We start from the raw sequence: 25,930 nt of genomic DNA, 5'->3' as shown, positions 1-25,930 counted from the left end.
GCCTAATCAAAGAAACAGAAAGTGAACAAACAAATACAATACAATCCATCGTCAACGTGCAACAATCGCATTCTCCCAGCGCCCCTCGACACCCCCGAGCAGAACCAGTCACCCGATCCCGGCCGTGCCCATGGAACCAGACCGTACCCCCGAAACCATCCGAGCCTCAGGAACCGGGCCGTGCCAACGGAACCGCCACACCCCGAACCGGCTTCGCCCAAGAACCGCAACAGCCCAACGATGCCACCGCGACCCACTCCCCCACCCGTCTGACCAAACCTCCCGACATGCCGGTATCCGAGCAGCGCGACCAGAACCCGGCACACCCGGATCTCCCGCCCAGTACGAGAACCACACAGCCCAACCCGAGCCGCGCCCCCGCAGACACCAACAGACCAGACCCAGCAACCAAACCCGGCCCCGCACCCGAGGTGACCACCAAAACCGTTCCGAGGGGAACTGCCGCCGCCGACCACCCACCCACCAGACCACCGGAGCGACAGTTCCACTCGGCGCGCCGAAGGCGTGCCCTGAACCCAAGCCCCCCACCCGAAGCGCATCGACAGACGACCGGCACACGCCGACGCACGAGCCAATGTTGGCGAATGCGCCGGCGTGTGCCAACCAAGAGTCAGGCAGGGTCGGGGTTCTGCGAATCCAACCCGGCGTGCGGCGTCTTCCAGTCGTTGCGGGTGAAGTCCGGGAACGGAATCGACGCACCCTTGTTCTCCGTCGACATGACCCCGAGCGGCAACGGCGCGCTCCACGCCGCCGAGTCGTAGACGTCGATGTCCGGCGGCAGTCCGAGGCTCAGGCACTGCGCGAGACGGAACAGCATGATGTAGTCCATGCCGCCGTGACCGCCCGCGCCCGGGCCGATGTCGGTCCACAGCCAGTGGTCGTACGACTTGTAGTCGTCGAAGTTCTTCCACTCGTCGTCGCTGTGGTCCGGCTCAAGGTAGATCCGCGGCGGGTAGTCCTCGAACGCGCCCTTCGTGCCGGCGATGTAGTTGAGCCTGCTGTACGGATGCGGACTGGACACACCGTGCACCAGGTGAATGACGCGCCCGTTCGCCGTCTGGATCAGGCTCATGGTGACATCGCCCTTGACGTAGGTTTCCTTCCACGCCTCGGAATCGCTCTGCGGCACGTTCGCAGCGCGGTACTCCGCCAGCCCCAGCGCCGGGGTGCTCATCGCCGTGATGCGCTCCAGCTTGTCGCCACGGTGGATGTCCATGTACGCCGACACCGGCCCGAGCCCGTGCGTCGGATACAGGTCGGCGTTGAGCTTCGTGTGCCATTCGCGACGCCACTCGCCTGCGTAGTAGGTGTCCGAGAACAGCAGGGCGCGCAGGTCGTGCAGATACGCCCCGGAACCGTGCAGCAACTGACCGAACTTGCCCTCGTGCACCATCCGCAGCGCGCGCAGTTCGTTCTGGCCGTACGAGCAGTTCTCGAGCTGAATACAGTGCTTGCCGGTCTGCTCGGACGTGTCGACGAGCTCCCACAGGTCCTGCACGGTGATCCCGATCGGACACTCGACGCCGACATGCTTGCCCGCGCGCATCGCGGCCAGCGCCATCGGGGTGTGCCACTCCCACGGCGTCGCGATGTAGACGAAGTCCACGTCGTCGCGGGCGATCAACTGTTCGTAGGCGTGGTCACCGGTGGTGTAGACGGCGGGCTCGGGCTGCCCGGCATCCGTGACGAGCTTCGCCGCCTTCGCCGCGAACTCCGGCCGGTTGTCGCACAACGCGGTGATCTTCGCTCCCGGCACGGCAAGCAGGATCTCGGCCATGCTGCCACCCCGGTTGCCGAGGCCGATGATGCCGAACCGCGGGTTCGGGGTCTTCTCGAACGGCACGCCCATCATCGACGAACCGCGGCGCTTCGGCCAGGACCGTGCGTCCTCCCCCACCGCCGGGATCCCGGTGGCGTTGCCCTGTGCGTGGGCGGTGCCACCGGTGCCGAGCGTGACGAGTCCCGCACCCATTCCCGCGATCGCCGTGTTGCGCAGCAACGAGCGACGGGACAGGCCGCCCTTTTCTTGCTCAGTCATACTTTCCTCCACATATCTCTACGGTGACTACGACGCCGGCCCGAGGTCGACGACGGTGAAGTTGTCCATGATCAGATCGGACTGCAGCGGGATCTCGCCCGCGTCGAGCTTGCGCAGCCCCACCCACGACTCACCGTCCGCGGCCGCGGTGAACTCCTCGGTGAAGCGGGCGGTGCCGCGCTGTTCGGGAAGCGGTGTCGCACGCAGTTCGGTGGACGCGGTTCCCTTGTCGTTCCCGGTGATCCAGGCGTACTGCCCGGCGATCCCGTTCTGGTGATCGAACTCGACGCGATACCTGTGGCCGGGTTCGAAGCGGACGGTCTGCGGGACCGTGCGGTACACGAGGCCGTTGTTCTCCTCGTGCGACTTCAGTGACCAGTCGCCGGCAAGGGTGTCGTCGACGAGCTTTCCACGGAAGCCGCGCTGGGTGTACTCGCCGTTCGCCTCCGCGAGGTGCGTGCGCGGATCGGTGACCTCCCCGGCGTCCCCCTTCACGAACGGCCCCCAGCCCTGGTCGACGTTCTCGAAGTCCTCGAAGACGATCCCCTGTGTCGCGGGACGTTTCGTCGGCACGACGCGAACGTCGTCCAGGCGAACGGCGGCGTCACCGTCCCCGGCGGAGATTCGCAGGGTGGGCCGGGCACCGTCGGCGGTCACGTCGAACAACACCCGGACACGCTGGAAGTTCGTGCTGTGCTTGTCGTCCGCGGCTACCCAGTTCTTCGCCGTGGACGTGTAGACGTGGTTCAGCGCGGCCGGGTTCTTGCCGTCCCGCACGGAAAGTTCGGTGCGCCGCTGCTTCCCCTGCTCCACCTCGACCCACGCCGACGCGCTGTACGTACCGGCCTTCAGTTCGCCCAGTCGCTGCTCGATCGACGCCGGCCCCGCGCCGAACTTCGCCACCTGCTGGCCGCGGTCGGTGCGTTCGATACTCGCGTCCCCCTCGGGCTGCCAGGCCGACAGACCACCCGCGTTGAAGCCGGGATCCACAATGGACGTTCCCCTACCCCACTGCGGTTCGTTCTCCTGACGCGGCGAGGCACCTTCGGCGTAGAGCACGTACGGCACGCCGGGCTCGGCGTCCACGACGATCTTGCCCTCGCGCACCGGTAGGTCACCGACCTTCTGCTTTCCGTTGTCGGTGAGACGGTATGCCGTCAGGTTCGCGGCTCCGGCGAACTCGGCGGGCACGGTCCACTCACTCGCACCACCCGCCGGGTTGTAGTGGTAGAGCTTGCCGTCGTTCCACGGCAGCAGGTACCTGTCGCCGTCGAGCACCTTGGCGTCCCCGGCGAACAGTTCCCGCCGCCCGTCGGCGTCGGTACCGCGCACCCCGCCGGCGAAGGTGATCTCGTGCTCGCCCCAGCGCTGGATCTTGTGCTGTTGCAAGAACTTCGCCGGGAGGTTGTTCGCCCAGATGTTGTCGTAGAAGACGTTCCAGTCGGTCTCGCCGGTCCAGCCCTCGAACTCCTCGATCCGGCTGCTGCCCAGGATCGGGTGGTCGTTCCAGGTGTCCCGCTGGTCGTTGCGGATGAAACGGACGATCTGCGAGTTCAGGCCCTTGTTCGTCTCGCCGCCGTAGTCGACGTCGTTCGCCCAGTGCGACCACAGGTTGGCGCGTTCCAGCTTGTCCGACCATTCGGTGCCGACCTGCCATCCCTGCTCGCGCAGTTCACCGAGCATGTGGTCGGCGACGTAGCCGTGGTTGCGGTACACGTCGATGTAGAGAAAGTCCAGGTTCGGGTGCGTCTCCTCGCGCAACTGCCGGAACCGTTCCGCCAGGTCACCCGAGATGTTGTCCCGGCGCTGGTCGATCTCCCACGACTGGTCCAGCCAGTTCCAGCCGTCGACCTCGAAGTCGACCAGATTCTCGTTGAACGCCTTGGCTTCCGGGTACGACTCAGTGGCGTTGACGTGCACACCGAAGTCGGCGTTCCACTGCTCGCCCTCGGCCAGCAGGGTGTTCAGGTCGGACAGTCCGCCCGCCCGCTCGTTGTAGTTGCCGCCGTAGTCGGGGTGCGCGGAATCGTGTCCCTCACTACCGTAACCCTTCAGTACGGCCATCTGGCCGAGTCCGTCGGTCGACAGCGCGATGCGCTTGACGTCGTCGAGGGTGCGCAGGAACGGGTGCGTGGCCTGGCTGGCGAAGTTGAACGGGATGTGCGTGATCACGCGGTCGGCGACCTCGTCGGAACCCTGCGCGTTGATCGCGATGTCGCGGAAGGCGATCGCACCGTCCTGCCAGTCAACCACGCCGTCTCCGTTGGCCTCCGGGGTGACGACCACCTTCGCCCACGGCAGTTCCTCGGTCTCCGAAGCCCCCTCGGCGCGGTGTGTCCACTGTCCACTCCACAGGCCGACGCGGGTGGAACCGTCGGACTCCTTACGGGCCCGGTGCCACAGCCGGGCGTCGTCGCCGTTGGTGGCGCCCTCCGGCTTGTCGTAGACGGAGTTCGTCTCCACCGCCGCGGCGAGGCCTGCCGTGCTGACGATGCCGTAGCTCGCCCCGACGGGCGCCGGGTCGGCCGCGGTGTCGGGGGTGACCGGGCCGATCACGTCGGCGGTGCGCGTCTTGTCGGGGTCCAGCGTGGTGAACGCCGTCGCGGCGCCGTCCTGCCCGCTGCCCACCGACACGAGGTCGTGACCGGGGATGTCGATGGTGCCGACGCGGAACGCCTCGGTGTCGGTGACCTCGTCGATGCCGAACGTCGTCGCCCGGCCCTCGACACGCAGTGAGGCGGCGATGCTGACGCCGGGCAGATCGGTCACGTCGAGCCGGTAGCGGGCGACCCCGTCCGGGCCGATCTGGCCACTGCCGGTCACCGGGTGGGCGACACCGTTGAGGGTGATCTCGCCGAGTTCGGCGATCCGGCCGTCCATGCTCGCCCCGCTGGCCCGATCGGTGTAGCGGCTGACGTACGGGAAGTCCGCACCGACGGCGACCTCCAGTTCGGCGGAGGCGATGGTCAGCCCGGGCGGCGCGGCTACCGCCGTCGACGGCACCAGCGCCAGCGCGCCGGCCAGAAGCGTAGCGGCGGTGAGGGCGGTGGCGGTCCGGGCGGGACCTGAACGTGGGGACCGGTTGGGCATGACTGACCCTTCTGCAACCGTGCGTTCTTTTGTGATTTTTCTATGCGCATTATTGTCAGAAGTCAACATTTTCACGCAGATTCGAGCAGTTCGGCCCTGTTTCGAGCAGCCACCCCCGGCGCCGGCCCACCGCAATACGTCGACATATTGCGGCCCAGGGGCCCACGAACGGCACAGACGGTCAGCGGCGGTCCACGCCGGGCGCGCAATATGTCGACGTATTGCGATCTGAGACGCTGCTGGGACGGGTGGGACGCCGCGGTACGTCGACGGTCCAGGGGCTGGCGGGGCGGGTGCGTACCGAGAGCAGGGGGCAGGCAGGGCTGCGCGGGGCCCGTGCGGAAAGCAGGCAGGGCGAGGTGGAGTGGCCGGTGGGATGGGCCGGTGGAGCGAGGGGTTGCCTATACGGCGAGGACTTCGACGCCCGCCGACTCGAAGGCGGAGCGCAGGGCGGCCGGGGCCTCGGCATCGGTGGCCACCACGTCGATCGTGCCGATCGAGCAGATCCGGGCGAACGCTCGCCTGCCCAGCTTCGAACTGTCCGCGGCGACCACCACACGACCGGACCGCTCGACCATCAGCCGGTTGATGTTCGCTTCGCCCTCGTTGTGCGCGAAAGCGCCACCGGCCGGGTCGATCGCGTCGACACCGAGCACCAGCAGGTCCATCGAGATGTCCCCGAGCACCGCGGTGGCCAGCGGGCCGGTCAACTCGAACGACCTCGGCCGGGCGACGCCGCCGGTGACCACGAGCTTGATGTGCTGGCGCACCGCGAGTTCGTTGGCGATGTTCAGCGCGTTGGTGACCACGGTGAGCGCGGGCCCGCCCGGCCGGTGTTCCAGGTCGGTGCGGGTGGCCAGCGCCCTGGCGATCTCGGTGGTGGTGGTGCCGCCGTTGAGCCCGATCACCGATCCCTGCTCGGCGAGCATCGCCACGGCCCGGCTGATCCGCGACTTCTCCGGGGCGTTGCGCGCGCTCTTGTAGCGCAGCGGCAGGTCGTAGGAGATCTGGTTGGCGACCGCACCGCCACGGGTGCGGGTGAGCAGTTGCTGTTCGGCGAGGTGGTCGAGGTCGCGGCGCACGGTGGCGGTGGAGACGCCGAGTTCGTCGGACAGTTCCTCGACGGCGACCTTCCCCCGTTCGCCGACCACCTGCAGCATTCCGCTGAGGCGGTCGTGCCTGCTCATTGCTCCGCCATCCGGAAGTCGTACCGGGCGGGCAGCGGTGCGGAACCGCCCAGCGCCGCCTGGATCTCCGCCCAGGTGTCGGACAGGGAGGTCTCGCCCTCCCGGACGTCCGGCACCTCGAAGCCCTCCTCGTAGACGGCCAGCGCGGCGGCCGCCTCGCCGGAGGCGAGCAACGCCCGCGCGGTCAGCAGCCGGAACCGGCCGCCCGTACGGAACTCGGCGGGCAGGCCGTCCAGCAGCGCCAGTGCCTCGGCGGGCGCTCCGGCGGCGAGTGTCGCCGTCACCGCCTCGACGGCGAGCTGGCGTACCTCGGGGGCGAGCCGGACGGCGTCGGCCAGCAGTGCGGCCGCCTCCTCCGGCTGGCCCTCCATCGAGGCGAACACCGCCAGGTTGCGGAAGGCCCACGGGTTGGCCGCCTTCCACGCCGAGGCCTTCCATGCCGCGACCGCACCGTGCCGGTCACCGCCGTACCAGCGGGCCACACCCCGGTGGTACCAGACGGCCCAGTTGGGTTCCGCGGCCTCCAGTGCGTCCCGCCACCACGGCGCGACGAGCGTGCCGGGCGGCGGCTGGATCGGGTCGGCGTCGAGCGCGGCGTCCGCGCCGTCGAGCAGTGCGAGCCAGGGACGCTGTTGCTGGTCGAGGCCGTCCAGGGCGAACGGGGTGCCCGCCAGTACCGGGGCCGCCCCGTCGCGGCGCAGCCGCTCCGCCTCCAGCGCACCCCAGCCGGAGCCGGCGTGCAGGATCTCGCGCGGTTCGTCGTCGGCGATCCCGCGCCACCGGGTCAGTGCCCCGTCCAGCCCATCCGACGGGAGGAGACCGCGCAGCTCGGTGTCCACTTCGGACGTCGCGGCCGTCCAGTCTCCACTGTGGACGTTCTGGGTGGCCGAGAGCGGCCCGTACGCCTCGACCCAGTCCAGCGAACCGCCCGCCGGGAGCCGGAGGTGTTCGAGCTGGGTCCGCGCCAGTCCCGCCTGGATCTCCAGGTAACCGGTGCGCGCGCCGGGCGCCAGCCAGTCCTGCCAGCGACGTCCGCCCTCGGACTCGCCCCAGACGAACAATTTCCGGCCGCGCAGCCGAGCGGTGGACGCCTGCACGAGTCCACGGCCGTCACCGTCGAGCGCCGCGATCCACGGCGTGGTGCCCTCCGGAACGTCGAAGAAGAAGTCCGCCGCGTGCTCGTGCCGCATCGGGTAGGTGAGGTCGGATCCCGCACCCGGAACGGGAACCAGGTCCAGCCTGCCGCTGTAGCCGTAGTGCCAGGCCTGGCCGGCGGGAGCGAGCACCCGGGTGGCATCGGTCTGCTCCACGGCGATGTTCGACCACCAGTACAGCGGCACGTCCTCCTCGTGCGGGTTGCGCACGCGGACGCCGACGTGCAGCAGCGTCGAGTCCTCCGGCAGCCAGAAGTCGAGCTGGTACGGCAGGTTGCGGGTGCGTTCCCATTCCCACAGCCGCAGTACCGGCGCGCCGTCCGGCCCCTCGACGAGGCCGGCGTGCATCGGCGCGCAGGTCTGGGTGGTGTGCCCGGTGCTGCCCAGGTTCCACTCGACGCCACCGGCGAACCAGGCTCCGCGCAGGGCAAGGTTCGCCGGCTGCAGCACCGGGTTGCGGAACAGCAGCTCGCGCTGCGAATCCTTGTCCCACAAGGAGAACAGCCTGCCGCCCAGCGAGGGAAGCACGGTGGCGCGCAGGTGTTCGTTTTCCAGCACCAGCGCCGGTACGGACTCCTCCGCGCGGTCCCGGCCGTACCCGTCCTGCAGCATGCACGGGAGCACGCTGTCGAGTTGCCCGTACCGCACCCCGGTCCGCATCTCGGCGGGCAGCTCGTCGGCGTTCGCCACCTGCTGGGCCGCCCGCAGCGCCGTCAGCGGCGGCAGCGGGTTCTCCGCACCGAGCGGCGCGACGGGCAGCGTGAGCTTCTCGACGTGCAGACGGGTAACCATCAGCCGGGCAACCGGTCGCCGGTCGCCTCGTCGAACAGGTGCACCGCGCCGGGACGCGGTGTCAGGCCGAGCTTCTCCCCGCGCTGCCAGGCCGCCATGCCCTCGGTGCGCACGGTGACCGCGTGCGGCGCCTCCCGCTGTTCGGCCGACTCCGGTGCGGCGGAGACGATCTGCTCGTCCGCGTCCTGCACCGAGCAGTAAAGGTACTGGTCGCTGCCCAGTTCCTCGACGACCTCCACCAGCACGTTGATGCCCTCGCCGGGCGAGCCGACCGTCCAGCCCTCGGGGCGGACCCCGACGACGACCCGGTCACTGGTCAGCGCGGAACGCTGCTCCGGCGTCAGCGGCAGGTAGGTGCCACCGACCTCGGCGCCCTCCCCGCTGACGGTCGTCTTGATCAGGTTCATCGCCGGTGAGCCGATGAAGCCCGCCACGAAGAGGTTGACCGGCCTGGCGAACAGGCCCACCGGGGTGTCGCACTGCTGGAGGATCCCGTCCTTGAGCACCGCGACGCGGTCGCCCATGGTCATCGCCTCGACCTGGTCGTGCGTCACGTAGATCGTGGTGACCCCCAGCTTGCGCTGCAGCGAGGCGATCTGGGTACGGGTCTGCACGCGCAGCTTCGCGTCCAGATTGGACAGTGGCTCGTCCATGCAGAACACCTGCGGCCTGCGTACGATCGCCCGGCCCATGGCCACCCGCTGCCGCTGCCCGCCGGAGAGCTTCGCCGGCTTGCGGTCGAGGTACTGCTCGAGGTCGAGCACCTTCGCCGCGTCGGCGACGGCCTTCTCCCGCTCCGCCTTCGGCACCTTCTTGATCTTGAGGTGGAAGCCGATGTTCTCCGCGACGGTCATGTGCGGGTAGAGCGCGTAGTTCTGGAACACCATCGCGATGTCCCGGTTCTTCGGCGCCATGTCGGTGACGTCGCGGTCGCCGATGTGGATCTGCCCGTCGTCGACACCTTCGAGCCCGGCCAGCATCCGCAGCGTGGTGGACTTCCCGCAGCCGGAGGGCCCGACCAGGACGAGGAACTCGCCGTCGGCGACCTCGAGGTCGAGTCCGTCCACCGCGGGCCGCTCGACGCCCGCGTAGTACCGGGTCGCTCCGCGGAACGAAACGCCTGCCATGTCTTGTCTCCTTGTTTCCGCGTTACTTTCCGGCGCCGAGGGTCAAACCGGTGATGATGCGACGGGCCAGCAGGATGTAGAGCACCAGCATCGGCAGCACGACGATCGCCACGCCGGCGATCAGGCCGCCGTACTCGGACTGGTAACTGGCCGCACCGTAGAAGGTGAACAACGCCCGGGAGAGCGTGAAGTTCGCGTTCTCCTGCAGGAACACGATCGCCAGCAGCGTCTCGTTCCACAGACTGATCATGTTGATCAGCAGCGAGGTGATCAGTCCGCCCTTCGCCAGCGGCAGCATGATCGAGAAGAAGGTGCGGGACGGAGAGGCCCCGTCGATCGCCGCGGCCTCCTCCATCTCGTCCGGCAGCGACCGGAAGAAACCGGTCAGCAGGAACACCGTGAAGGGCAGGGACAACGCGACGTAGATCAGGAACATGCCGAACAGGTTGTTGGCGAGGCCGATCTTCGACATGTTGACGAACAGCGGAATGATCACCGTCTGGAACGGCACACCCATTCCGATCGCGATCACGCCGGTCATCGCGTTCGAGCCGCGCACCCCGAGCCGGGTCAGCGCGTACGCCGCGGGAGCCGAGATCGCCACGGTGACGATCGCGGAGGCGCCGACGAGCAGCACGGTGTTGACGAACGCCCCGCCCAGCCCGGCCTGGTTCCAGGCGTAGACGAAGTTGCGGAACGGCTCGCCCGCGACGAACCACTGCCGCGGGAGCTGGAACGGCTGGGTGAAGATCTCCACCGGAGTCTTGAACGAGGACGCGAGCAGCCAGTAGAGCACGAAGACGTTGAACGCGGTGAACGCCCACACCACGACGCCGCCGATGATCTTCAACGGGCTGAGCCGCTTCGATCCGGGCGGTGGCTTGGGTTTGCGCGGTGCCTTGCGTCGCGGGCGTTCCTCGGCGCGCTCTGGTGGCGCGGTCAGTGCGGAAGCGGACATCGGCCCTACCCGCCCGTCCGAGAACGCGAGACCGCGATCCTGTCGCCAGGATTTGCCATGGTCACATCTCTCCTGTCACCGAAAATCCGGCGCCCGGCCGCCGCGTACGCGGAGCCTGCCCGGCCACGTTGTCCCACACTCACCTGGAATCAGACCTGTCTCTTCATCGCCGGGCATCAGAACTGGATGGCGTCACGGCGCATCAGCCTGCGCAGCATCACGACGAGCACGGACACCAGCACGATCATCGCGACGGCACAGGCGGAAGCCGCACCGAAGTCGGGCGTGCCATTGGATCCGAAGGAACGGTCGAACACGAAGATGCCGAGCGTCCACGCGCTGTTCGGCGGCGAGTAGGTACCCGGACCGGCCAGCACGAACACGAGTTCGAAGATCTTCAGTGCGTTGATCGTCCACAGCACACCGGCGACGCCGACGACGTCCCAGGTGAGCGGAAGCGTGACGTTGCGAAACTTCTGCCACGGCGAAGCGCCCGCGATCTCGGCGTCCTCGTAGAGGTACGGCGGGATCCGGTCGACCGCGGCCATCAGGATCGTGATGTAGAAGCCCGAACTGGCCCACATGATCGAGGCCGTGACGACCCAGGTGACGTTGGCCGGGTCGAGGAACTTGGCCGAGGTGGCGCCCAGACTCTCCAGGAAGAAGTTCGCCAGCCCCTGTTTTCCGGGCTGGTACTTGAAGACGAAGCCGAGGAACATGCCGAGCGCGACCGGGGCGACGATGTTCGGGAAGAACAGGATCGCCCGGACGAGCTTGCCGCCCTTCATGTCCCGCAGCACCATCGTGAACAGGAACGCCAGCACGAAGGTGCCGATGCCGCCGACGAAGACGTAGATCAGCGTGTTGCGGAAGGAGTACTGGAACGAGTCGTTGCCCCAGAGCGCCGCGTACTGGTCGAGGCCGACGAAGTTCGGGTCGTCACCGGCACCCGCCCAGGTGGTGAGGCTGTAGTACACGGTGGCGATGGTCGGCAGCACCAGGAAGATCACGTACAGCGCGACCGTCGGAATCATGAAGGGCCAGAACAGCCTGCGCTTGCGCTTGAGGTGTTCGCCCTGGGTCCCGCCCGGGCGGGGAGCCGAAGCCCCCCGCACGGACGGTGGCGTCAGTACCGACATCAGCCCTGCGACTTCCAGAACTCGGCGGACTTGGCGGACAGGCCGTCGACGAACTGCTGCGCGTTGATGCTGCCCTTGAGCAGTTCGAGGTTCAGCGGATCGAAGACCTCGGTGGCCCACTTGCCACCCGCGATGCCGTCCAGCCCGTCGTACTGCAGGACCTTCTCCTTCTTCGGGTCGTCGAAGGCGGTCTTGAGGTCCTTCAGGTCGTCCGGCACCGGCAGGTCCGTGCGCGGGACCAGGTTGTCCGCGACGGAGGTCATGCCGATCAGGATGTCCTTGTTCAGCATGTACGCCGAGAACGCCTTCGCGGCCTCGGGGTGCTTGGCCTTCTTGGTCACCGAGAAGCCGATGGACATCTGCTCGATGGTGTCCTTGGTGGCGCCTTCGGGCATCGGGAACTGGAACGAGCCGTAGTTGATGGCCGCGCCGCCACCCTGCTTGCCCAGGTACTCACGGGTCTCACTGGGCACCCAGCTGCCGACGTAGAGGAAGCTGGCCTCGCCGTCCGCCCAGCGCTGTTGCACCTGCGGGAACTTGGCCGCGTCCCAGCCCTCGATGAAGTACGGCGGGATCTTCGCCGTCTCCTCGGCCGCCTTCAGGTAACCGGGCTCGGACTTCCACGCCTGGCCGGTCTTGTCGGTCGCGGCCTGGTACAGACCACCGGAGCCGACGAAGCGCTCGGCGATCTGGGTGAAGAAGTACATGTTGTAGAACGGGATGTCGCCGTCCTGTGCGACCGGACCGCCGCCCGCCGCCTTTGCCTTGTCGAAGGCCGCGATCAGCTCGGGCATCGTCTTCGGCGGCTGGAAGTCGGGGATCTTGTCCTTGTTGTACCACCACGCGCTGCTCTGCAGCTCGTAGGGAACCATGAAGTTGGCGCCGGAGGTGTCCTTGTTCTGCGGGAAGTCGTACGACGTCGGGTCGAGCACGTCCTTGACGGTCTTCTCGCCCTCGCCGACCTTCATGTCGAAGACGTCGTCCATGCTCTGCGTTCCACCGGGCTGCATAACGGCGGCGCTGACCTTGCTGACGTCCTGGTCGAAGAGGTCGGGGACGTTGTCGGTGTTCAGCGCGGGCACCAGGTTCTGCGTGTAGCCCTTGCGGCCCTGCCACTGCACGTTGATCTTGACGCCGGTCTTCTCCGTGAAGCACTTGATCGCCTTGGACATGACCTTGCCCTGCGGCTCGTCCTCGGTCCACATCGACCAGTAGGAGAACTCCTTGTCCGTGGCAGGCTTGGTGCCCACCTCCGGACAGGGCGCGTTCAGGTACTCCTCGACGCCGGGCAGTGCGTTCTGCCCGCCGGGTGTGCCGCCCTCGGGCCCCGTCGGGGTACCGCACGCCGCCGCGGTGAACGTCGTTACGACGCCCACCGTCACTGCGGCGATCCTGCCGGACCTGCCACGCGCTGCTCTCATCGCCACCACCTGGTCGAATTGGTCAACTTTCGCACAACCCTCTGCACGTTAATGCGCAGTTTTGTACTACTTCATGCATGTGTCAACAGTCACCGTGCAACAAAACTGCGACAACCTCCGCTCGGCCGCCGACGCTCACCTTCCTCCGCCCGAATCTTCCGGACGGCGGCGACCCACCTCGCGACGGCCAAGTGGTTTAGACCTATCGTCCACCCCAGCCGCCCACCTGGCAAGGCCCAAGCCGCATTACCGTGTGCACGCGAAGAACTACCGTACGAAAGAAGGTTCGTTGCCGCCCGAGTGTCCGAAGTGGTCACGCCTTCGCGCGCTCCCGGCGGTTCACCTGGCCGGAATCAGCGTGCGTAGTACGTTTCGACGAACGACGCGGCGCGGGCACTGAGGCGTGGAAGGGCAGAACAAGTGGATCGGCACGAGCGACTGAACCTGCTCCTGGACATGATCGGCCAACGGGACAAGATCGACGTGGACCGCACGGCGGGCGAACTCGACGTCTCCCCCGCCACCATCCGCCGCGACCTCGACCACCTCGCCGGACGGCAGTTGCTCACCCGCACCCGTGGCGGGGCGGTGGCCAGCAACGTCGCCTACGACCTGCCGCTGCGGCACAAGGCCGCCCGCAACGCCCCGGAGAAGCAGCGGATCAGCGCGGCCGCCGCGAAACTGGTCGAACGCGGAATGGTGGTGGGCCTCAACGGCGGCACCACGATCAGCGAAGTGGGGCGGGCCATCGCCACCCGCGCGGACCTCGCCGAGCGCGCCGACTCGCCCTCGCTGACCGTGGTGACCAACGCGCTCAACATCGCCAACGAACTGGCCGTCCGGCCGAACATCAAGATCGTCGTCACCGGCGGTGTCGCGCGGCCGCAGTCCTTCGAACTCACCGGCCCGCTGGCGACCCGCATCCTCGAGGAGATCACCCTCGACCTGGTGCTGCTCGGCATCGACGCGGTGGACCCCGCGCGCGGCGCCTACGCCCACCACGAGGGCGAGGCCAGCATCAACCGGCTGATGGCCTCCAGGGCCCGCCGCGTGGTGGTGGTCGGCGACAGCTCCAAACTCGGCGGGCACGCCTTCGCCCGCATCTGCGCCACCACCGACGTGCACATGCTGGTCACCGACACGGCCGCCGACCCGGAGATCCTGCGCGCGTTCGAGGCCGAGGGCGTGCAGGTCGTCACCGCCTGAGCCGCGACCCGCCGGGCCGGTCTACGCACGGACGGCGAGCACCACACCGAGCAGGCGGGTGACCTCGGCGGCCACCCGGTCCCGGCCGGCACCCAGGTACTTGCGGGGGTCGACCACCTCCGGCCGGTCCGCCATGAACTCACGCACCCCCGCGGTGAAGACCTTGTTGAGCTGGGTGGCGATGTTGATCTTCGTCATGCCCCGGCGGACGGCCGTGCCGAGATGCTCGTCGGCGACCCCGGACGAACCGTGCAGCACCAGGGGCACACCGACCTCGGCACGCAGCGCGGCGATCAGTTCGAAGTCGAGTTCGGCGTCGCGGGTGACCATGGCGTGCGAGCTGCCGACCGCCACGGCGAGCGCGTCCACCCCGGTCGCGGCGGCGAACTCCCGGCCCTCGCCGGGATCGGTCCGCGCACCGGGCGCGTGTACCCCGTCCTTGCCACCGACCTCGCCCAGCTCTGCCTCCACCCACACCCCCGCCGCGTGGCAGTGCTCCACCATCCGCCGGGTCTCCCGCACGTTGTCCGCGTAGTCCAATGTGGACGCGTCGAACATCACCGAACCGAAACCGAGGTCGACGGCCTCGCGCACCAGGTCGGGGGACTCGGCGTGGTCGAGGTGCACGGCGACCGGAACCGATGCCGCCCTGGCCGCGGCGAGCGCCGCGCCGCCGATGGGGGCCAGCCCACCGTGGTACCTGACGGCGTTCTGGCTCAGTTGCAGGACGACCGGCGAACCGGCCGCCTCCGCCCCGGCGACGATGGCGGTGACGTGTTCGAGCTGGATCGCGTTGAAGGCACCGCAGCCCGCGCCGTTCTTCGCGGCCGGGCCGACAAGGTCACCTGTTGACACCAGCGGCATGACCGTCCTCCAAGTCCACTTCCTCCACGGCCACCGCGCGCAGTTCCCGCCGGTGGTATTCGAGATCGACGTCCCCGGCGAGCGGGCCGAGCACCGCGGCCGAGGAGAGGGCGACGGCCTGGCGCAGCACCCGCGGCCAGGACGAGCGCGCCGCGAGTTCCAGCGCGATCCCGGCGACCGCGGCGTCGCCCGCACCGGTGGTGTTGCCGCGCAGCGGCCGCGAAGGTCGCGCCCGCCACACCCCCTCACCGGTGCACGCGAGCAGGCCGTCCGGGCCGAGGGAGACCAGGACCGCGTCCGCGCCACGGGCACGCAGCGCGCGTGCGGCCGCGAGCGGATCGTCCAATCCGGTGCACTCACGCAGTTCCGAGGCGTTCGGCTTGACCACGGCGGGTCCGGCGGCGACCCCCTCGAGCAGGGCCGCGCCCGAGGTGTCGAGCACCGACGGCACTCCTGCCCGCGTCGCCATCCGGATGAGCTGCGCGTAGGCGTCGGTCCGCGATTCCGGTGGCAGACTGCCGGAACAGACCAGCACCGAGGCCGAGGGCAGCAACCGGTGTACGGCGTCGGCGAGCTCCTGCCATTCCATTTCGGACAGTCGCGAACCCGGTTCGTTCAGCAGGGTCACCGTATCATCCACTGTGGACAGTAGAGTGGTCGTGCGGCGGGTGGCACCTCCGGTACCGACGAACTCGTGCGGTACGCCCGAATCGACGAGCTCGGCGCGCAGCAGTTCACCGTCGCCGGTGCCCACGGGCAGCAGTGCGACCGTGTCCTGGCCGACGGCGTGCAGCACGCGGGCGACATTGACCCCCTTGCCGCCCGCCCTGCGGTGCACGGCACTGGGCCGCAGCACGGAGTTCGGCACGAGCTGACCGAGCGTGTAGGTGACGTCGAGGGCCGGATTCGGCGTGACGGTGAGGATCATGACGTGACGTCCTGGGGTGCGACGGCGTTCGTACTGGCGGTGCTGTCCACAGTCTCCGTCGACGTGGCACCCGGTGACGCCGGAGATCCCGATGCCGCGGCGTCGATGGCGAGCAGACCCGCGCCGAGACAACCAGCCTCGTCGCCGAGCTCGGCGATCCGCAGTTCCGGCGCGGGCTGGAAAACGAGATGCGCGGACAGCCAGCGCCGCACCGGATCCAGCACGAACTCGCCCGCCGCGAACAGTCCGCCACCGAGCACCACGACCTGCGGCGCGACGATCCGGCCGAGCGCGAGCACCGCCCTGCCGATGCCGTCGGTCGCCTCGGTCAGCACCGCCACGGCGTCCGCGTCGCCCGCCTGCGCGGCGGTGACCACGCCGAGTGCCCCGTCCGCTTTCGCGCCGGTGCGCTCGGCGTACCGGCGGGCGACCGCCCCCGCGGACGCGATCGCCTCCAGGCAACCGGTTCCGCCGCAGGTACACGGCAGCCCGTGGCCGATGTCCATGTGGCCGATCTCGCCCGCGTAACCGCCGCCGTGGTGCGACCGGCCGCCGATCAGCAGGCCACAGGCGATCCCGGTGCCGACGGCGATGAACGCCACGTCGTCGAAACCACGTGCGGCGCCGAGGCGCGCCTCGGCGAGCCCGCCCGCGCGGACGTCGTGCGCGAACGCGACCGGGGTGCCGAGCCGTTCGGCGAGCATGTCCCGCATCGGCGCGTCCCACCAGCCCAGGTTCGCCGAGAAGCGTGCGATGCCGGCGTCGTCGTCGACGATGCCGGGGACGGCGACGCCGGTCGCGCGCGCCGGCGCACCGGCCCCGGCCTCCAGTTCCCGCACCAGTCCGGCGATCTGGTCGGCCACGGTGCGTGCCGCCGCGCCGGGCTCCGCCCGCGCGGTCGGCGCCCGCAGCGCGGTCACCACCCGGAGCCGTTCGTCGAGCATCGCGGCCTTGATCGAGGTGCCCCCGACGTCCAGCGCCGCCACCAGATTCGTGCCCATACCGGAATTCTCCGCTCTACGTGGCCGCCCGTGCCCGGCGCCGGTACGGGCGCCGGACGCGGGTCAACCGAGTACGACCGAGCGGGTCAGGTTACGCGGGCTGTCCGGGTCGAGGTCGCGGTCCGCGGCCAGCGCTCCGGCCAGGAGCTGGGCCCCCACCAGATCGGCCAGCGGGTCGAGGTCGTTGTCCACGAACAGTGCTCCGGTCCGGGCGACGTCCTCGGCGAGCCCCTCGGGGGCGGTGCCGAACATCCAGGTGACGCGCCCTTCCTGGGCGATGCTGATCGGGCCGTGCCGGTATTCGAGCGCCGGGTACGACTCGGTCCAGCTCACCGAGGCCTCGCGCAGCTTCAGCGCGGCCTCGGCGGCCAGGCCGACCGTCCAGCCGGTGCCGAGGAAGGTGAACTGACCGGCCGCGCGCACGTCCGGGTCGACGGGGGTGCGCAGCACCGTCTCGGCATCGGCGATCGCCCTGCTGAGGTCGTGGCCGAGGTGCGCTCGCAGCAGCACCAGGGCCGAGGTGGCGAACCTGGTCTGCACGACGGACTTCTCGTCGCTGAACGAGAGGTCGATCGTGGTGCCCGCGGCCGCCGCGATCTCGCTCGGCACGCCGGTGAGCACCCGGGTGTGCGTGCCCTCGGGCAACGCGGCGAGCAGCCGGTGCACCTCGGTGGTGGTACCGGAGCGGGTGATCGCCAGGACCTCGTCGTACTCGCGGCCGATCGGGAACTCGGACGCGGCGAAGGCGTCGGTGTGGCCCAGCCCGGCGGATTCGCGCAACCAGGCGTACGCCTGCGCGACGAACCACGAGGTGCCGCAGCCGACGACGGCCAGCCTGCGCCCGTGCGGCGGCAACAGGTGCGCGGCGGTGTCCGCGAGATCGACTGCCTTGCGCCAGTGCTCCGGCTGACTCGCGATCTCCGCATCCATCAATGACCGAGACATGAACTTCCCATCCGTACAGGCGCAGCGCCGGACTCTTCTGCACTACAGCCTAGATGCACGTTTATGCGTGGTCAATCATCGTTTCAATCACTTTCAATCACTCTCCTGGAGCCTGGCGGATGTGCGTTCGCAGTGGTTCAACCTCTCGATCTCCTCGGACGAGTGAAGCCGCGACTCGCGGCAGTAACACGGAGGGTGATCGACGCGAGTTACCGGCACACGCGCCACGGCGCCTTCTCCCAGGGGGTCACATGACGGACCAGTCCGCGATGAACGCTGCCCGGAAACACTCCCTGCTCCGCCGGATCGCGATAGCGGGCCTCGTCGCCGGCGCCGCCGTCGCGGCGTTCGCCGGAGGCGTCGCCGCCGGGAGGGCGAACCCGCCCGCCACCGTCGCGCAGGCGGCGCCCGCCGCCCCCTCGACCGTCACCCGCACGCTGCCGAACTCGACGGTGACGCTGCCGAACCAGACCGTCACCGCGCCGGCCGCACCGCCGCGGACGGTGACCGAAACCGTTACGGCACAACCGAGAGCGACCGCGGAAGCAGCGCGGGCACCGGCCGCGAACGGCTCACGTTCCGAGTTCTCCGACGGCACGTACCGGGTCGGCGAGGACATCGACGCGGGCAGCTACCGAAGCGACGGACCGACGCCGGGCGGCGCCGGCATGTGCTACTGGGCGCGGCTGGCCGACGACTCCGGCATCGACATCATCGCCAACGACCTCACCGAAGGGGCGAGCCGGTTCACCGCGAAGAAGGGCGAGTACGTGCAGATCTCCGGCTGTTCGTTCCGGAAGGGCTGATCCGCCGGACGAGGGATGACCGATCGCTCCTGCGAGGAGCACACTGGCGGCATGCGGATACTGCGAGCGACCGGCCGAGCCCTGCACCGCGCCGCACGGGGAGTGCTCGGTCTCGCCAACCTGATCACCGGTGTGCCGGCGGGCGAGTCGACCCGGGCGAAACGGGACCGGGACCGCCTGCCACGGGACGGACGCTGAGGACGAAGCACAGCGCGCTCGGACCGCACTCGTGGACGAACGTGGTGGTCAGGGGGGTGTGCGCGTGATTTCCACGGGGCTCTTTCCCGCGTACGGTGAGCGCAACGGTGAATTCCCTCCTCGGCGACTGGGGGTCGAACGGTATGCGGGCGATGTGGAAGGGCGCGGTCTCCTTCGGGCTGGTCACCATCCCGATCCATCTCTACGCCGCCACCGAGAACAAGAACGTGACGCTCCGCCAGGTGCACGCCGAGGACGGCGGACGTATCCAGTACAAGCGGATCTGCTCCATCGACGGTGAGGAAGTGGCCTACGCCGACGTCGCCAAGGGGTACGAGACCGAGTCCGGCGAGATGGTGGTGCTCACCAACGACGACTTCGCCGACCTGCCGCTGTCCAGTTCGCACGTGATCGACGTGCTGGAGTTCGTGCCGCTCGAATCGATCGATCCGATCTACTTCGACCGCACCTACTACCTGGAGCCGCAGAAGTCCGCCGCGAAGCCGTACGTACTACTGCGCGACGCCCTGCACAAGTCGAGTCACGTGGCCGTCGCGAAGGTGGCCCTGCGGCAACGCGAGACGATGGCACTGCTGCGGGTTCGCGGAGACGTGCTGGTGATGACCACGGTGCTCTGGCCGGACGAGGTGCGCACCCCCGACTTCCCCTTCCTCCAGGAGGAGATCCCGCAGGTACGGCCGCAGGAGCTGACGATGGCGGGCTCGCTGATCGACTCGCTCTCGGACACCGTGTACGAGCCGGAGAAGTACCACGACACCTACCGCCAGGCGCTCGAATCGCTGATCGACAGCAAGGTCGCCGGCTCGGAGACGACCGCCCCCGCCCCGGTGAAGGACGGCAAGGCCGAGGCCGTCGACCTGATGGACGCCCTGCGTGCCAGCGTCAGCGCGGCGAAGAAGACCCGGTCCGGCGAGGACGGGGCGGAGACCGGGAAGAGCACCTCGAAGTCCGGGAAGTCCGCCAAGGCCGGGGGAAAGCCGGCCAAGGCGGCGAGCGGGCCGAAGGCGAAGGACGAGGCCAGGAGTGAGGCCAAGGGGGCGACCAAAGCCCGGCCGAAGCGCGCGAAGGCCGACGCGGGCAGTGACGACGAGTAGCCGCGCGTCCGGCGTCCGGGCCCAGCGGGCCCGACACGCCGCGCTCGTGCCGCGTCCTGTCGGCCCCCGGTGGTACCAAGGCAGGGTCGGTGTCGGCCAGGGCCCTGGCCCGGCCGCCCGTACCCGACCCGAGCACCAGGAGGGCGAGCAGAACCATGGACTGCACGAACTGCGCGACCGGCCTCGACCACTGCCACGGCACCCTGGTGACCCACTCGGACGGCCTGGCGGAATGCACCGAGGCCGGGTGCACCGACACCGACCGGCCACGGCACACGCTGGTGATCGACTGCGAGGCGATGACCGGCGGCTGCGTCTGCGCGCTCGCCCCACTGGAAGCGCTGCGGCGCGCGTCCTGACCCGGGGCGGCGGGCGATGAGCGTCGAGTCGCCACTGGTCCGGGTGGAGGGCAGGCAGCTACGTCTGTCCAATCTGGACAAAGTGCTGTACCCGGAAGCGGATTTCGGCAAACGGGACGTTATCGACTACTACGTGGCGGTCGCCGAGACCATCCTGCCGCATCTACGGGACCGCCCGGTCACCCTGCGGCGGTACCCGGACGGTGTCACGGGCCAGTCGTTCTACGAGAAGAACGTGTCCCGGCACAGCCCCGACTGGGTGCGTACGGTCCGTATCGCCACTCCAGGCAGCTCCACCGGGGCCCCACACGCCGACTACGTGATGATCGACGACCTGCCGACCCTGGTGTGGGCGGCGAACCTGGCCGCGCTGGAACTGCACATTCCACAGTGGACGGTAGGACCGCGCGGCGGCAAGCGCGAACCGGACCTGCTCGTCTTCGACCTCGATCCGGGCGAGCCCGCGGACATCGTCGAGTGCTGCCGGGTGGCCGAGCTGATCCGGGAACTGGTCGAGGCCGACGGGCTGACCGCATATCCGAAAACGAGTGGTTCCAAGGGGATGCAGCTCTACGTTCCGGTGCGGGTCGGTTCGGCGGACCGTACGTCCGCCTACGCCAAGGACATCGCGCAGCGCCTGGCACACGAGTACCCGGACCTGGCGCTGTCGGTGATGGCCAAGGCCGCGCGCAAGGGCAAGGTCTTCGTGGACTGGAGCCAGAACAATCCGAAGAAGACCACTGTCGCGCCCTACTCGCTGCGGGCACGCCCGCTGCCCACCGTCTCGGCCCCGCTGCGCTGGCCGGAGGTCCGCGCCTGCGAGGAGGCCGGGGACCTCCGGTTCACCAGCGACGACGTCCGGGATCGGCTCGACCGGGACGGGGATCTGTTCGACGTCCGCCGGAATCACCGCCCCCTCCCGGGCTGACGCCGCGCGGCCGAGCCGTCCGCGCGGTACGGCCGTGCGACGATCCGGAGCCGTTACCCGATGGGCGGCGCGCCGCCGGTGTCGCTGGACATCGGCACCGTTCGCGATACACGATCTGGGCACGCCGCACAGCAGTCCACCGCCGACCGCGAGGGAGACCCATCGTGACCGGCTCCGCGCCCACCCTGACCGACGATCTGCGGGTACGGGTCCACGCCGCGATCGGGGCGTGGTGCGAACGGGAGCTGGCCGCCCGGCGGCAGGACCACGCGGCGGCGACGTACAGCGGCGGCAGCACGGCGGCAGCGAGTTACGCGGCCGGGGCCAGCGACAGCGAGTTGGAACTCGACGAGTTCACCGAAGAGGAACTGGAGCTGCTCGCGGAGCTGGTGGCCGGCGCCGAGCGGCGGGTCAGGACCTGGCAGGACAGCGGCTGGCTGGCTCCGGCGGACCGCGGCCAGTTGCTGCTGGACGCGCACGCGGAGGCCGCGGGCATCCCGCACGAGCACGCCGAGCAGCGGTCGGCGGCGATGGCGACCGTCGAGGCCCTGCAGTTCTGGTGCGATTCGGCACCGGCTACCGAGCCGGCCGCGAACGAGCGGCCAACGCCGCCGTCGCCGAAACCGCACGCACCCCGGCGCGCCCGAAAGACCGTCGACGTCGATCAGGGCGCGCTGTTCACCCTTCCCGAGTAGCTCGCCCGGGCAGGCCGCCGACCGGCGTACGGCGGGACACACCGGGCCGGAACACCAATCGTTCCGCGCTCCGGCGCCGAATCACCGGCACGAGTCAATCGCACGACAGTGAGGAAACACCGTGAACTACATGCAGTCGATCATCAACCTGATCATTTCCATCGGCGACGTCAACATTTTCTGACGCACCCGCTCGAATCGGCGCGACCGACGATCAGCCCCGCCCGGGGTGCCGTTTCACGTCCCCCGCGACACCCGCCAGGATCCGGGCACCCTCTTCCAGTTCCCTGGCGTGCTTGGCAGCCCGCTCGAGATGGGTGCTTCGTCCGGTCGCGTCGCCCCGCCGGGCCGCCCGCTCGGCGCGCTCCAGTGAGCCCAGCATCTGCGTGTGGTGGTTTTCCGCGCCCTGCTTGAGTTTCCGGCGACGCAGCCACGGTCCCTTGCTCGCGTCGGCGGCGATGTCGACCGAGATGCGATAGCCCCGGTGCGCGCCTGCTTTCACGAGTTTCGCCACCGTCGTGGGCAGGGGGAAGCCGATCCGCGCACGCAGCGCGCGCCACCGGCGTCTGCCCACATACGCCCCCAGCACGCAGGCGACCATCGCCGCGAACAGGAAGACCGGCAGCCACATGGGCGGCTGAGCCTGGTTGCGCACGATGATGAGACCGAACGCGAACAGCAGGCCCAGCACGGCCGCCGCCACGTTCGCGGCCCGCGCTGCCGTGAACGCTCTGAACGCGGCGACATCGGCACCGGCGTCTACCTCCGCCTCGACGACCGTCCGCCCGTCCCGGTCGAAATACCGCCAGCGTCGCCCGTCGTCCTGTTCCATCCGGCCACTGTGCCAGCAAGGCCACCGTCCGCGAAGCGGGCCGTCAGGACCCGGTCATCCGGTGAGATCCGCCGTGGTGGCGAAAATCGCACCGAACTGCACGCCCACCAGCTTCCGGATCGGGATCGTCTGTGCCGGTACCTCCGCCTCGGCTTCGGTCAGCAGGCCGGGAAGTTCGGCGAGCCGGGCGTTGAGTGTGTCGCTGCCCCGACTGAGGTAGTAGAAGACGCCGCCGTACTCCCCGTTGTGCAGCGAGCACAGCAACAGCGGCTTCGTCTCGTCGATGATCCGCATCAGCGCGACCGTCTCCGGCAGCACCCGGTCGAAGAAGGCTTCCTTGTAGGCGAAGGGAAACGTCCACTCCACCTGCTCGTCGACGGCCGGGCGGTAGAACGAGCGGCCATAGGAGTCCATCGTGAGCGGACCGTCGAACGAGGGCTCGTTCAGCCGGGTGCCGTCCGGGTCGATGCACGGGATGATGTGCCAGGTGCGGTCCAGGTCCTCGCGCAGCGAATCCTCGTCGACGAGGGTGCGGGCAAGGTGTAGCGCGGTCAGCCCGCCGATCGCTTCGTTCGGGTGCACGGCGCCGACGACGAGCACCTGGCGCGGTCCACCGTGGACGGTCAGCGACCAGAGCGGCTCGCCGAGGCGGGACCGGCCGATCCTGCGCACCGTCGCACGATCCGGGTGGGCCTCGGTGATCTCCTTCATCCGGGCGAGCAGTTCGTCGACCCCGGCGAAGGCGGGGAAGTCGGGAACCCGGCCGACCAGCTCGGTGATGCGTTCGATCACGGGTTTCCTCACCGAACGGGAGCGTCGCGACGTCCACAGTCCACCCGACGGTCGGCACGACCGTCAGCGCGGGGTCCGGCGATGGCGGCCGGGAGCGCCGCCGTCCGGGTTACCGTGGCCGGCATGCGCCGAGCACGACGAGCCGGTGAGGGCGGCGGTTTCCTGCGAGAGGTACGGCTGAATCCGGAGGCCTCCACCGGCCGCTACCCGTACACCCTGCCGGTGGTCCGTGCCCTCGCCCGGTCCGAGGGGCTCGCCCTCGACGCGGGAGTCACGTTCCTGGTCGGAGACAACGGCACCGGGAAGTCCACGCTCGTCGAGGCACTCGCGGTGGCCTGTGGTTTCAATGCGGAGGGCGGCAGCCAGAACTTCCGCTTCGCCACCCGTGCCAGCGAGTCCTCGCTGGGCGACTCGTTGCTGCTTACCTGGTCCGAGCGCAAGCCGCGAACCGGCTTCTTCCTGCGCGCCGAGTCGTACTACAACGTGGCCACCGAGATCGAGCGCCTCGACAAGGAGGGCGGCCGTCCGCTGCTGCCCTCCTACGGCGGCGTCTCCCCGCACGAACGCTCACATGGCGAGTCCTTCATCGACCTGGTGACCCATCGGTTCGGTCCGCACGGTCTCTACCTGCTCGACGAACCCGAGGCCGCGCTGTCGGTACGCGGGTGCATGGCCGTGCTGGCGCGCCTGGCCGAACTCGCCGGGCAGGGCAGTCAGATCGTGGTCGCCACCCATTCCCCGATCCTGCTCGCGCTGCCCGGCGCCACCATCTACGGGATCAGCGACGAGGGCGCGATCGAGCGCACCGATTACGACGGAGCGCTTCCGGTGCGGCTGACCCGCGATTTCCTCGCCGCGCCGGAACGGTATCTGCGCCACCTGCTCGACGAGGCCTGACCTTGTGCCGGAGGAAGCCGCCCGTTAGGCGACCACCGTTCCGGTAACCGTCGTGCCGAGCCCCACCTGCACCGGCCCGTCTCGCCGACCGGCGGCCGTGCGGGTCAGCGCGGGCCGTAGGTGAGCCTGCGCAGCAGGGTTTCGGCAGGGCCCCGGTAGGAGCGGCGCTGCATCAGGTACGCGCCGAGAACGCTGACCAGCCACACGCCGACCGCCACCCCGGCCGCGAGGAAGGTGGTGCTGCCCGTCCCACCGCCGAGCGCGAGCATGAACGGCGAGGCAAGCACCAGCCAGGCGATCGTCTGCACGAGGTAGCCGCTCAGCGATCGCTGGCCGAGCGCCGCGACGGCGCCGACGAGCAGGTTCTCCCTTGGCCGCGCCATGGCCTTCGACAGGGCGTGGGCCAGCAGGCCGAACAGGCAGAGGTACCCGATGCCGCCGAAGAAGCCGGAGGCCTCGTAGAGGAACTTGATCGTCGCACCGTCGCCGGTGTCGGCGGTCAGGAATCCGCCGCCGAGCAGGCCCATCGGCAGGCCGCCCAGGATGGCGGCACCGAGGCCGAGTACCGCTCCGCGGCGGAGCATCCGCAGGTGGTTCGCCGGCTCCTCGAGCACCCGCCTGCGCGCGGCCCAGGCACCGACCCAGACGAACAGGATGAACGGCAGCATGCTGAGCACGGTCATCGGCCACTCGGTCAGCCTGGCGGTCAGCGCGGCGCCGAAGGTGTCGGCCGCCATGGACGCGGAGTCGTCGGTCGGAACCATGGTCAGGTCGTGCGAGCCGGTGGCCAGGCCGATCGCCACGACGACGATCAGGGTGAGGACGGTGAGGGCGGCGAAGCCGAGATAGAAGATCGGGACGCGGTAGACGCGCTCCCCGCGTCCCAGCAGGACCAGCGTGAAGACGATCCCGACGAGCCCGTAGGCACCGAGGATGTCCCCGGCGAACAGCAGGATGCCGTGCACGAGGCCGAAGACGAGCAGCCACGCGTTGCGCCGGACGAGCACGCGGCGCACGGCGGCGGGCGCGCTCCCGGCCGCCTGCTGCCTGCGCGCGAGCTGGACGAGGCCGTAGCCGAACATGATCGCGAACAGCGGGATACCCCGCGCGTGCACGAACAGGAACAGGAACACGTTGTAGACGCGCTCCGCTCCGTGCGGTGTCCGGTCCAGCCCCGGCGCGGTCGCGAAGAAGACCGATGCGCTGTTCGCCAGCGCGATGATCAGCAACATCGCGCCGCGGGCAAGGTCGGGCGCGAGGGCCCGTTCACCGCTGCGTACCGGGCCCCTTCTGGCCTGCGACACCTCGGCATGAGCGTCTGTCGTCATCGTCGTCCCCCAGTGGTCGAGAAGCTCGGAACTTTAATGTACTACAGATACTATCCATAGGATACTAACTCGTGCGCGATGATGGCGGAACACGTCGTCGATCATGCGA

The 25,930-nt window shown here is 69.3% G+C and carries 23 protein-coding genes; 8 read left to right on the top strand and 15 right to left on the bottom strand.

The annotated features are described in order from the left end of the window. Window positions 1–631 precede the first annotated feature (631 nt). The 8 genes from CFN78_RS22695 to CFN78_RS22660 form a co-directional block, all read right to left on the bottom strand. Window positions 632–2,059, bottom strand: coding sequence for a Gfo/Idh/MocA family protein (locus CFN78_RS22695; RefSeq protein WP_094864897.1), 1,428 nt, complete (start codon window positions 2,057–2,059; stop codon window positions 632–634). A gap of 27 nt (window positions 2,060–2,086) precedes the next feature. Next, window positions 2,087–5,149, bottom strand: a complete 3,063-nt coding sequence (locus tag CFN78_RS22690) for an endo-alpha-N-acetylgalactosaminidase family protein (RefSeq protein ID WP_094864896.1) — start codon at window positions 5,147–5,149, stop codon at window positions 2,087–2,089. Window positions 5,150–5,550: 401 nt separating this feature from the next. Continuing rightward, on the bottom strand, window positions 5,551–6,336 hold the full coding sequence (locus tag CFN78_RS22685) for a DeoR/GlpR family DNA-binding transcription regulator (RefSeq protein ID WP_094864895.1): 786 nt from the start codon (window positions 6,334–6,336) through the stop codon (window positions 5,551–5,553). Next, window positions 6,333–8,282 (bottom strand): DUF5107 domain-containing protein, encoded by a 1,950-nt coding sequence (locus CFN78_RS22680; protein WP_094864894.1) that lies wholly within the window; start codon window positions 8,280–8,282, stop codon window positions 6,333–6,335. The genes CFN78_RS22685 and CFN78_RS22680 overlap by 4 nt, the downstream gene beginning before the upstream one ends. Next, window positions 8,282–9,409 carry an ABC transporter ATP-binding protein gene (locus CFN78_RS22675; RefSeq protein WP_094864893.1) on the bottom strand — a complete coding sequence of 376 codons (1,128 nt, stop codon included), beginning with the start codon at window positions 9,407–9,409 and terminating at the stop codon, window positions 8,282–8,284. Before CFN78_RS22675 ends, CFN78_RS22680 begins: the two co-directional genes overlap by 1 nt. A 22-nt stretch (window positions 9,410–9,431) precedes the next feature. Then, window positions 9,432–10,367 (bottom strand): carbohydrate ABC transporter permease, encoded by a 936-nt coding sequence (locus tag CFN78_RS22670; protein WP_094864892.1) that lies wholly within the window; start codon window positions 10,365–10,367, stop codon window positions 9,432–9,434. 176 nt (window positions 10,368–10,543) lie between these two features. Continuing rightward, window positions 10,544–11,506 (bottom strand): carbohydrate ABC transporter permease, encoded by a 963-nt coding sequence (locus tag CFN78_RS22665; RefSeq protein ID WP_094864891.1) that lies wholly within the window; start codon window positions 11,504–11,506, stop codon window positions 10,544–10,546. Next, window positions 11,506–12,927: an ABC transporter substrate-binding protein gene (locus CFN78_RS22660; RefSeq protein WP_094864890.1), complete on the bottom strand. Its 1,422-nt coding sequence runs from the start codon at window positions 12,925–12,927 to the stop codon at window positions 11,506–11,508. Before CFN78_RS22660 ends, CFN78_RS22665 begins: the two co-directional genes overlap by 1 nt. 420 nt (window positions 12,928–13,347) lie before the next feature. Here CFN78_RS22660 and CFN78_RS22655 point away from each other — a divergent pair, with 420 nt between their 5' ends. Further along, window positions 13,348–14,133, top strand: a complete 786-nt coding sequence (locus CFN78_RS22655) for a DeoR/GlpR family DNA-binding transcription regulator (protein WP_094864889.1) — start codon at window positions 13,348–13,350, stop codon at window positions 14,131–14,133. Between the two features lie 21 nt (window positions 14,134–14,154). On the opposite strand, the gene CFN78_RS22650 is transcribed toward CFN78_RS22655, so the two are convergent. The 4 genes from CFN78_RS22650 to CFN78_RS22635 all read right to left on the bottom strand — a co-directional run bounded on the left by CFN78_RS22650 (window position 14,155) and on the right by CFN78_RS22635 (window position 17,871). Next, a complete protein-coding gene (locus CFN78_RS22650; RefSeq protein WP_094864888.1) occupies window positions 14,155–14,997 on the bottom strand; it encodes a class II fructose-bisphosphate aldolase in 843 nt (280 codons plus the stop codon). Continuing rightward, complete coding sequence (locus CFN78_RS22645; RefSeq protein WP_094864887.1) at window positions 14,975–15,925, bottom strand: 1-phosphofructokinase family hexose kinase; 951 nt, start codon at window positions 15,923–15,925, stop codon at window positions 14,975–14,977. Before CFN78_RS22645 ends, CFN78_RS22650 begins: the two co-directional genes overlap by 23 nt. Continuing rightward, window positions 15,922–16,926 (bottom strand): ROK family protein, encoded by a 1,005-nt coding sequence (locus CFN78_RS22640; protein ID WP_094864886.1) that lies wholly within the window; start codon window positions 16,924–16,926, stop codon window positions 15,922–15,924. Before CFN78_RS22640 ends, CFN78_RS22645 begins: the two co-directional genes overlap by 4 nt. A 63-nt stretch (window positions 16,927–16,989) precedes the next feature. Then, window positions 16,990–17,871 carry an SIS domain-containing protein gene (locus CFN78_RS22635; RefSeq protein WP_094864885.1) on the bottom strand — a complete coding sequence of 294 codons (882 nt, stop codon included), beginning with the start codon at window positions 17,869–17,871 and terminating at the stop codon, window positions 16,990–16,992. 251 nt (window positions 17,872–18,122) lie between these two features. Between CFN78_RS22635 and CFN78_RS22630 the strand changes: the two genes are divergently transcribed. From CFN78_RS22630 to CFN78_RS22605, 6 genes are all read left to right on the top strand, one after another. After that, complete coding sequence (locus CFN78_RS22630) at window positions 18,123–18,677, top strand: hypothetical protein (protein ID WP_094864884.1); 555 nt, start codon at window positions 18,123–18,125, stop codon at window positions 18,675–18,677. Between the two features lie 51 nt (window positions 18,678–18,728). After that, window positions 18,729–18,875 (top strand): hypothetical protein, encoded by a 147-nt coding sequence (locus CFN78_RS29300; RefSeq protein ID WP_165777673.1) that lies wholly within the window; start codon window positions 18,729–18,731, stop codon window positions 18,873–18,875. Window positions 18,876–19,018: 143 nt separating this feature from the next. Next, the gene (ku, locus tag CFN78_RS22620; RefSeq protein WP_094864882.1) at window positions 19,019–19,990 is read left to right on the top strand and encodes a non-homologous end joining protein Ku; all 972 of its coding nucleotides are present in this window, start codon (window positions 19,019–19,021) and stop codon (window positions 19,988–19,990) included. 155 nt (window positions 19,991–20,145) lie between these two features. Continuing rightward, entirely contained in the window at window positions 20,146–20,349 is a 204-nt protein-coding gene (locus tag CFN78_RS22615) for a hypothetical protein (protein WP_094864881.1), read from the top strand. A gap of 16 nt (window positions 20,350–20,365) precedes the next feature. Then, entirely contained in the window at window positions 20,366–21,277 is a 912-nt protein-coding gene (gene ligD / locus CFN78_RS22610; RefSeq protein ID WP_094864880.1) for a non-homologous end-joining DNA ligase, read from the top strand. Between the two features lie 164 nt (window positions 21,278–21,441). After that, the gene (locus CFN78_RS22605) at window positions 21,442–21,972 is read left to right on the top strand and encodes a hypothetical protein (RefSeq protein ID WP_094864879.1); all 531 of its coding nucleotides are present in this window, start codon (window positions 21,442–21,444) and stop codon (window positions 21,970–21,972) included. A 214-nt stretch (window positions 21,973–22,186) separates the two neighbouring features. On the opposite strand, the gene CFN78_RS22600 is transcribed toward CFN78_RS22605, so the two are convergent. Then, window positions 22,187–22,804, bottom strand: a complete 618-nt coding sequence (locus tag CFN78_RS22600; RefSeq protein WP_094864878.1) for a hypothetical protein — start codon at window positions 22,802–22,804, stop codon at window positions 22,187–22,189. Window positions 22,805–22,858: 54 nt separating this feature from the next. Continuing rightward, a complete protein-coding gene (locus CFN78_RS22595) occupies window positions 22,859–23,596 on the bottom strand; it encodes a M14 family zinc carboxypeptidase (protein ID WP_205660619.1) in 738 nt (245 codons plus the stop codon). 123 nt (window positions 23,597–23,719) lie between these two features. On the opposite strand from CFN78_RS22595, the gene CFN78_RS22590 reads away from it, so the two are divergent. Beyond that, a complete protein-coding gene (locus tag CFN78_RS22590; protein ID WP_094864968.1) occupies window positions 23,720–24,493 on the top strand; it encodes an AAA family ATPase in 774 nt (257 codons plus the stop codon). A 104-nt stretch (window positions 24,494–24,597) separates the two neighbouring features. On the opposite strand, the gene CFN78_RS22585 is transcribed toward CFN78_RS22590, so the two are convergent. Continuing rightward, window positions 24,598–25,821, bottom strand: coding sequence for a DUF418 domain-containing protein (locus tag CFN78_RS22585; RefSeq protein ID WP_094864877.1), 1,224 nt, complete (start codon window positions 25,819–25,821; stop codon window positions 24,598–24,600). Window positions 25,822–25,930 lie beyond the last annotated feature (109 nt).

Source organism: Amycolatopsis antarctica, from assembly GCF_002262875.1.
In the GTDB taxonomy this organism is placed as follows: Bacteria; Actinomycetota; Actinomycetes; order Mycobacteriales; family Pseudonocardiaceae; genus Amycolatopsis; species Amycolatopsis antarctica.
The sequence above is the reverse complement of the archived record's forward strand: the minus strand, read 5'-3'. Positions and strand labels throughout refer to the sequence as shown.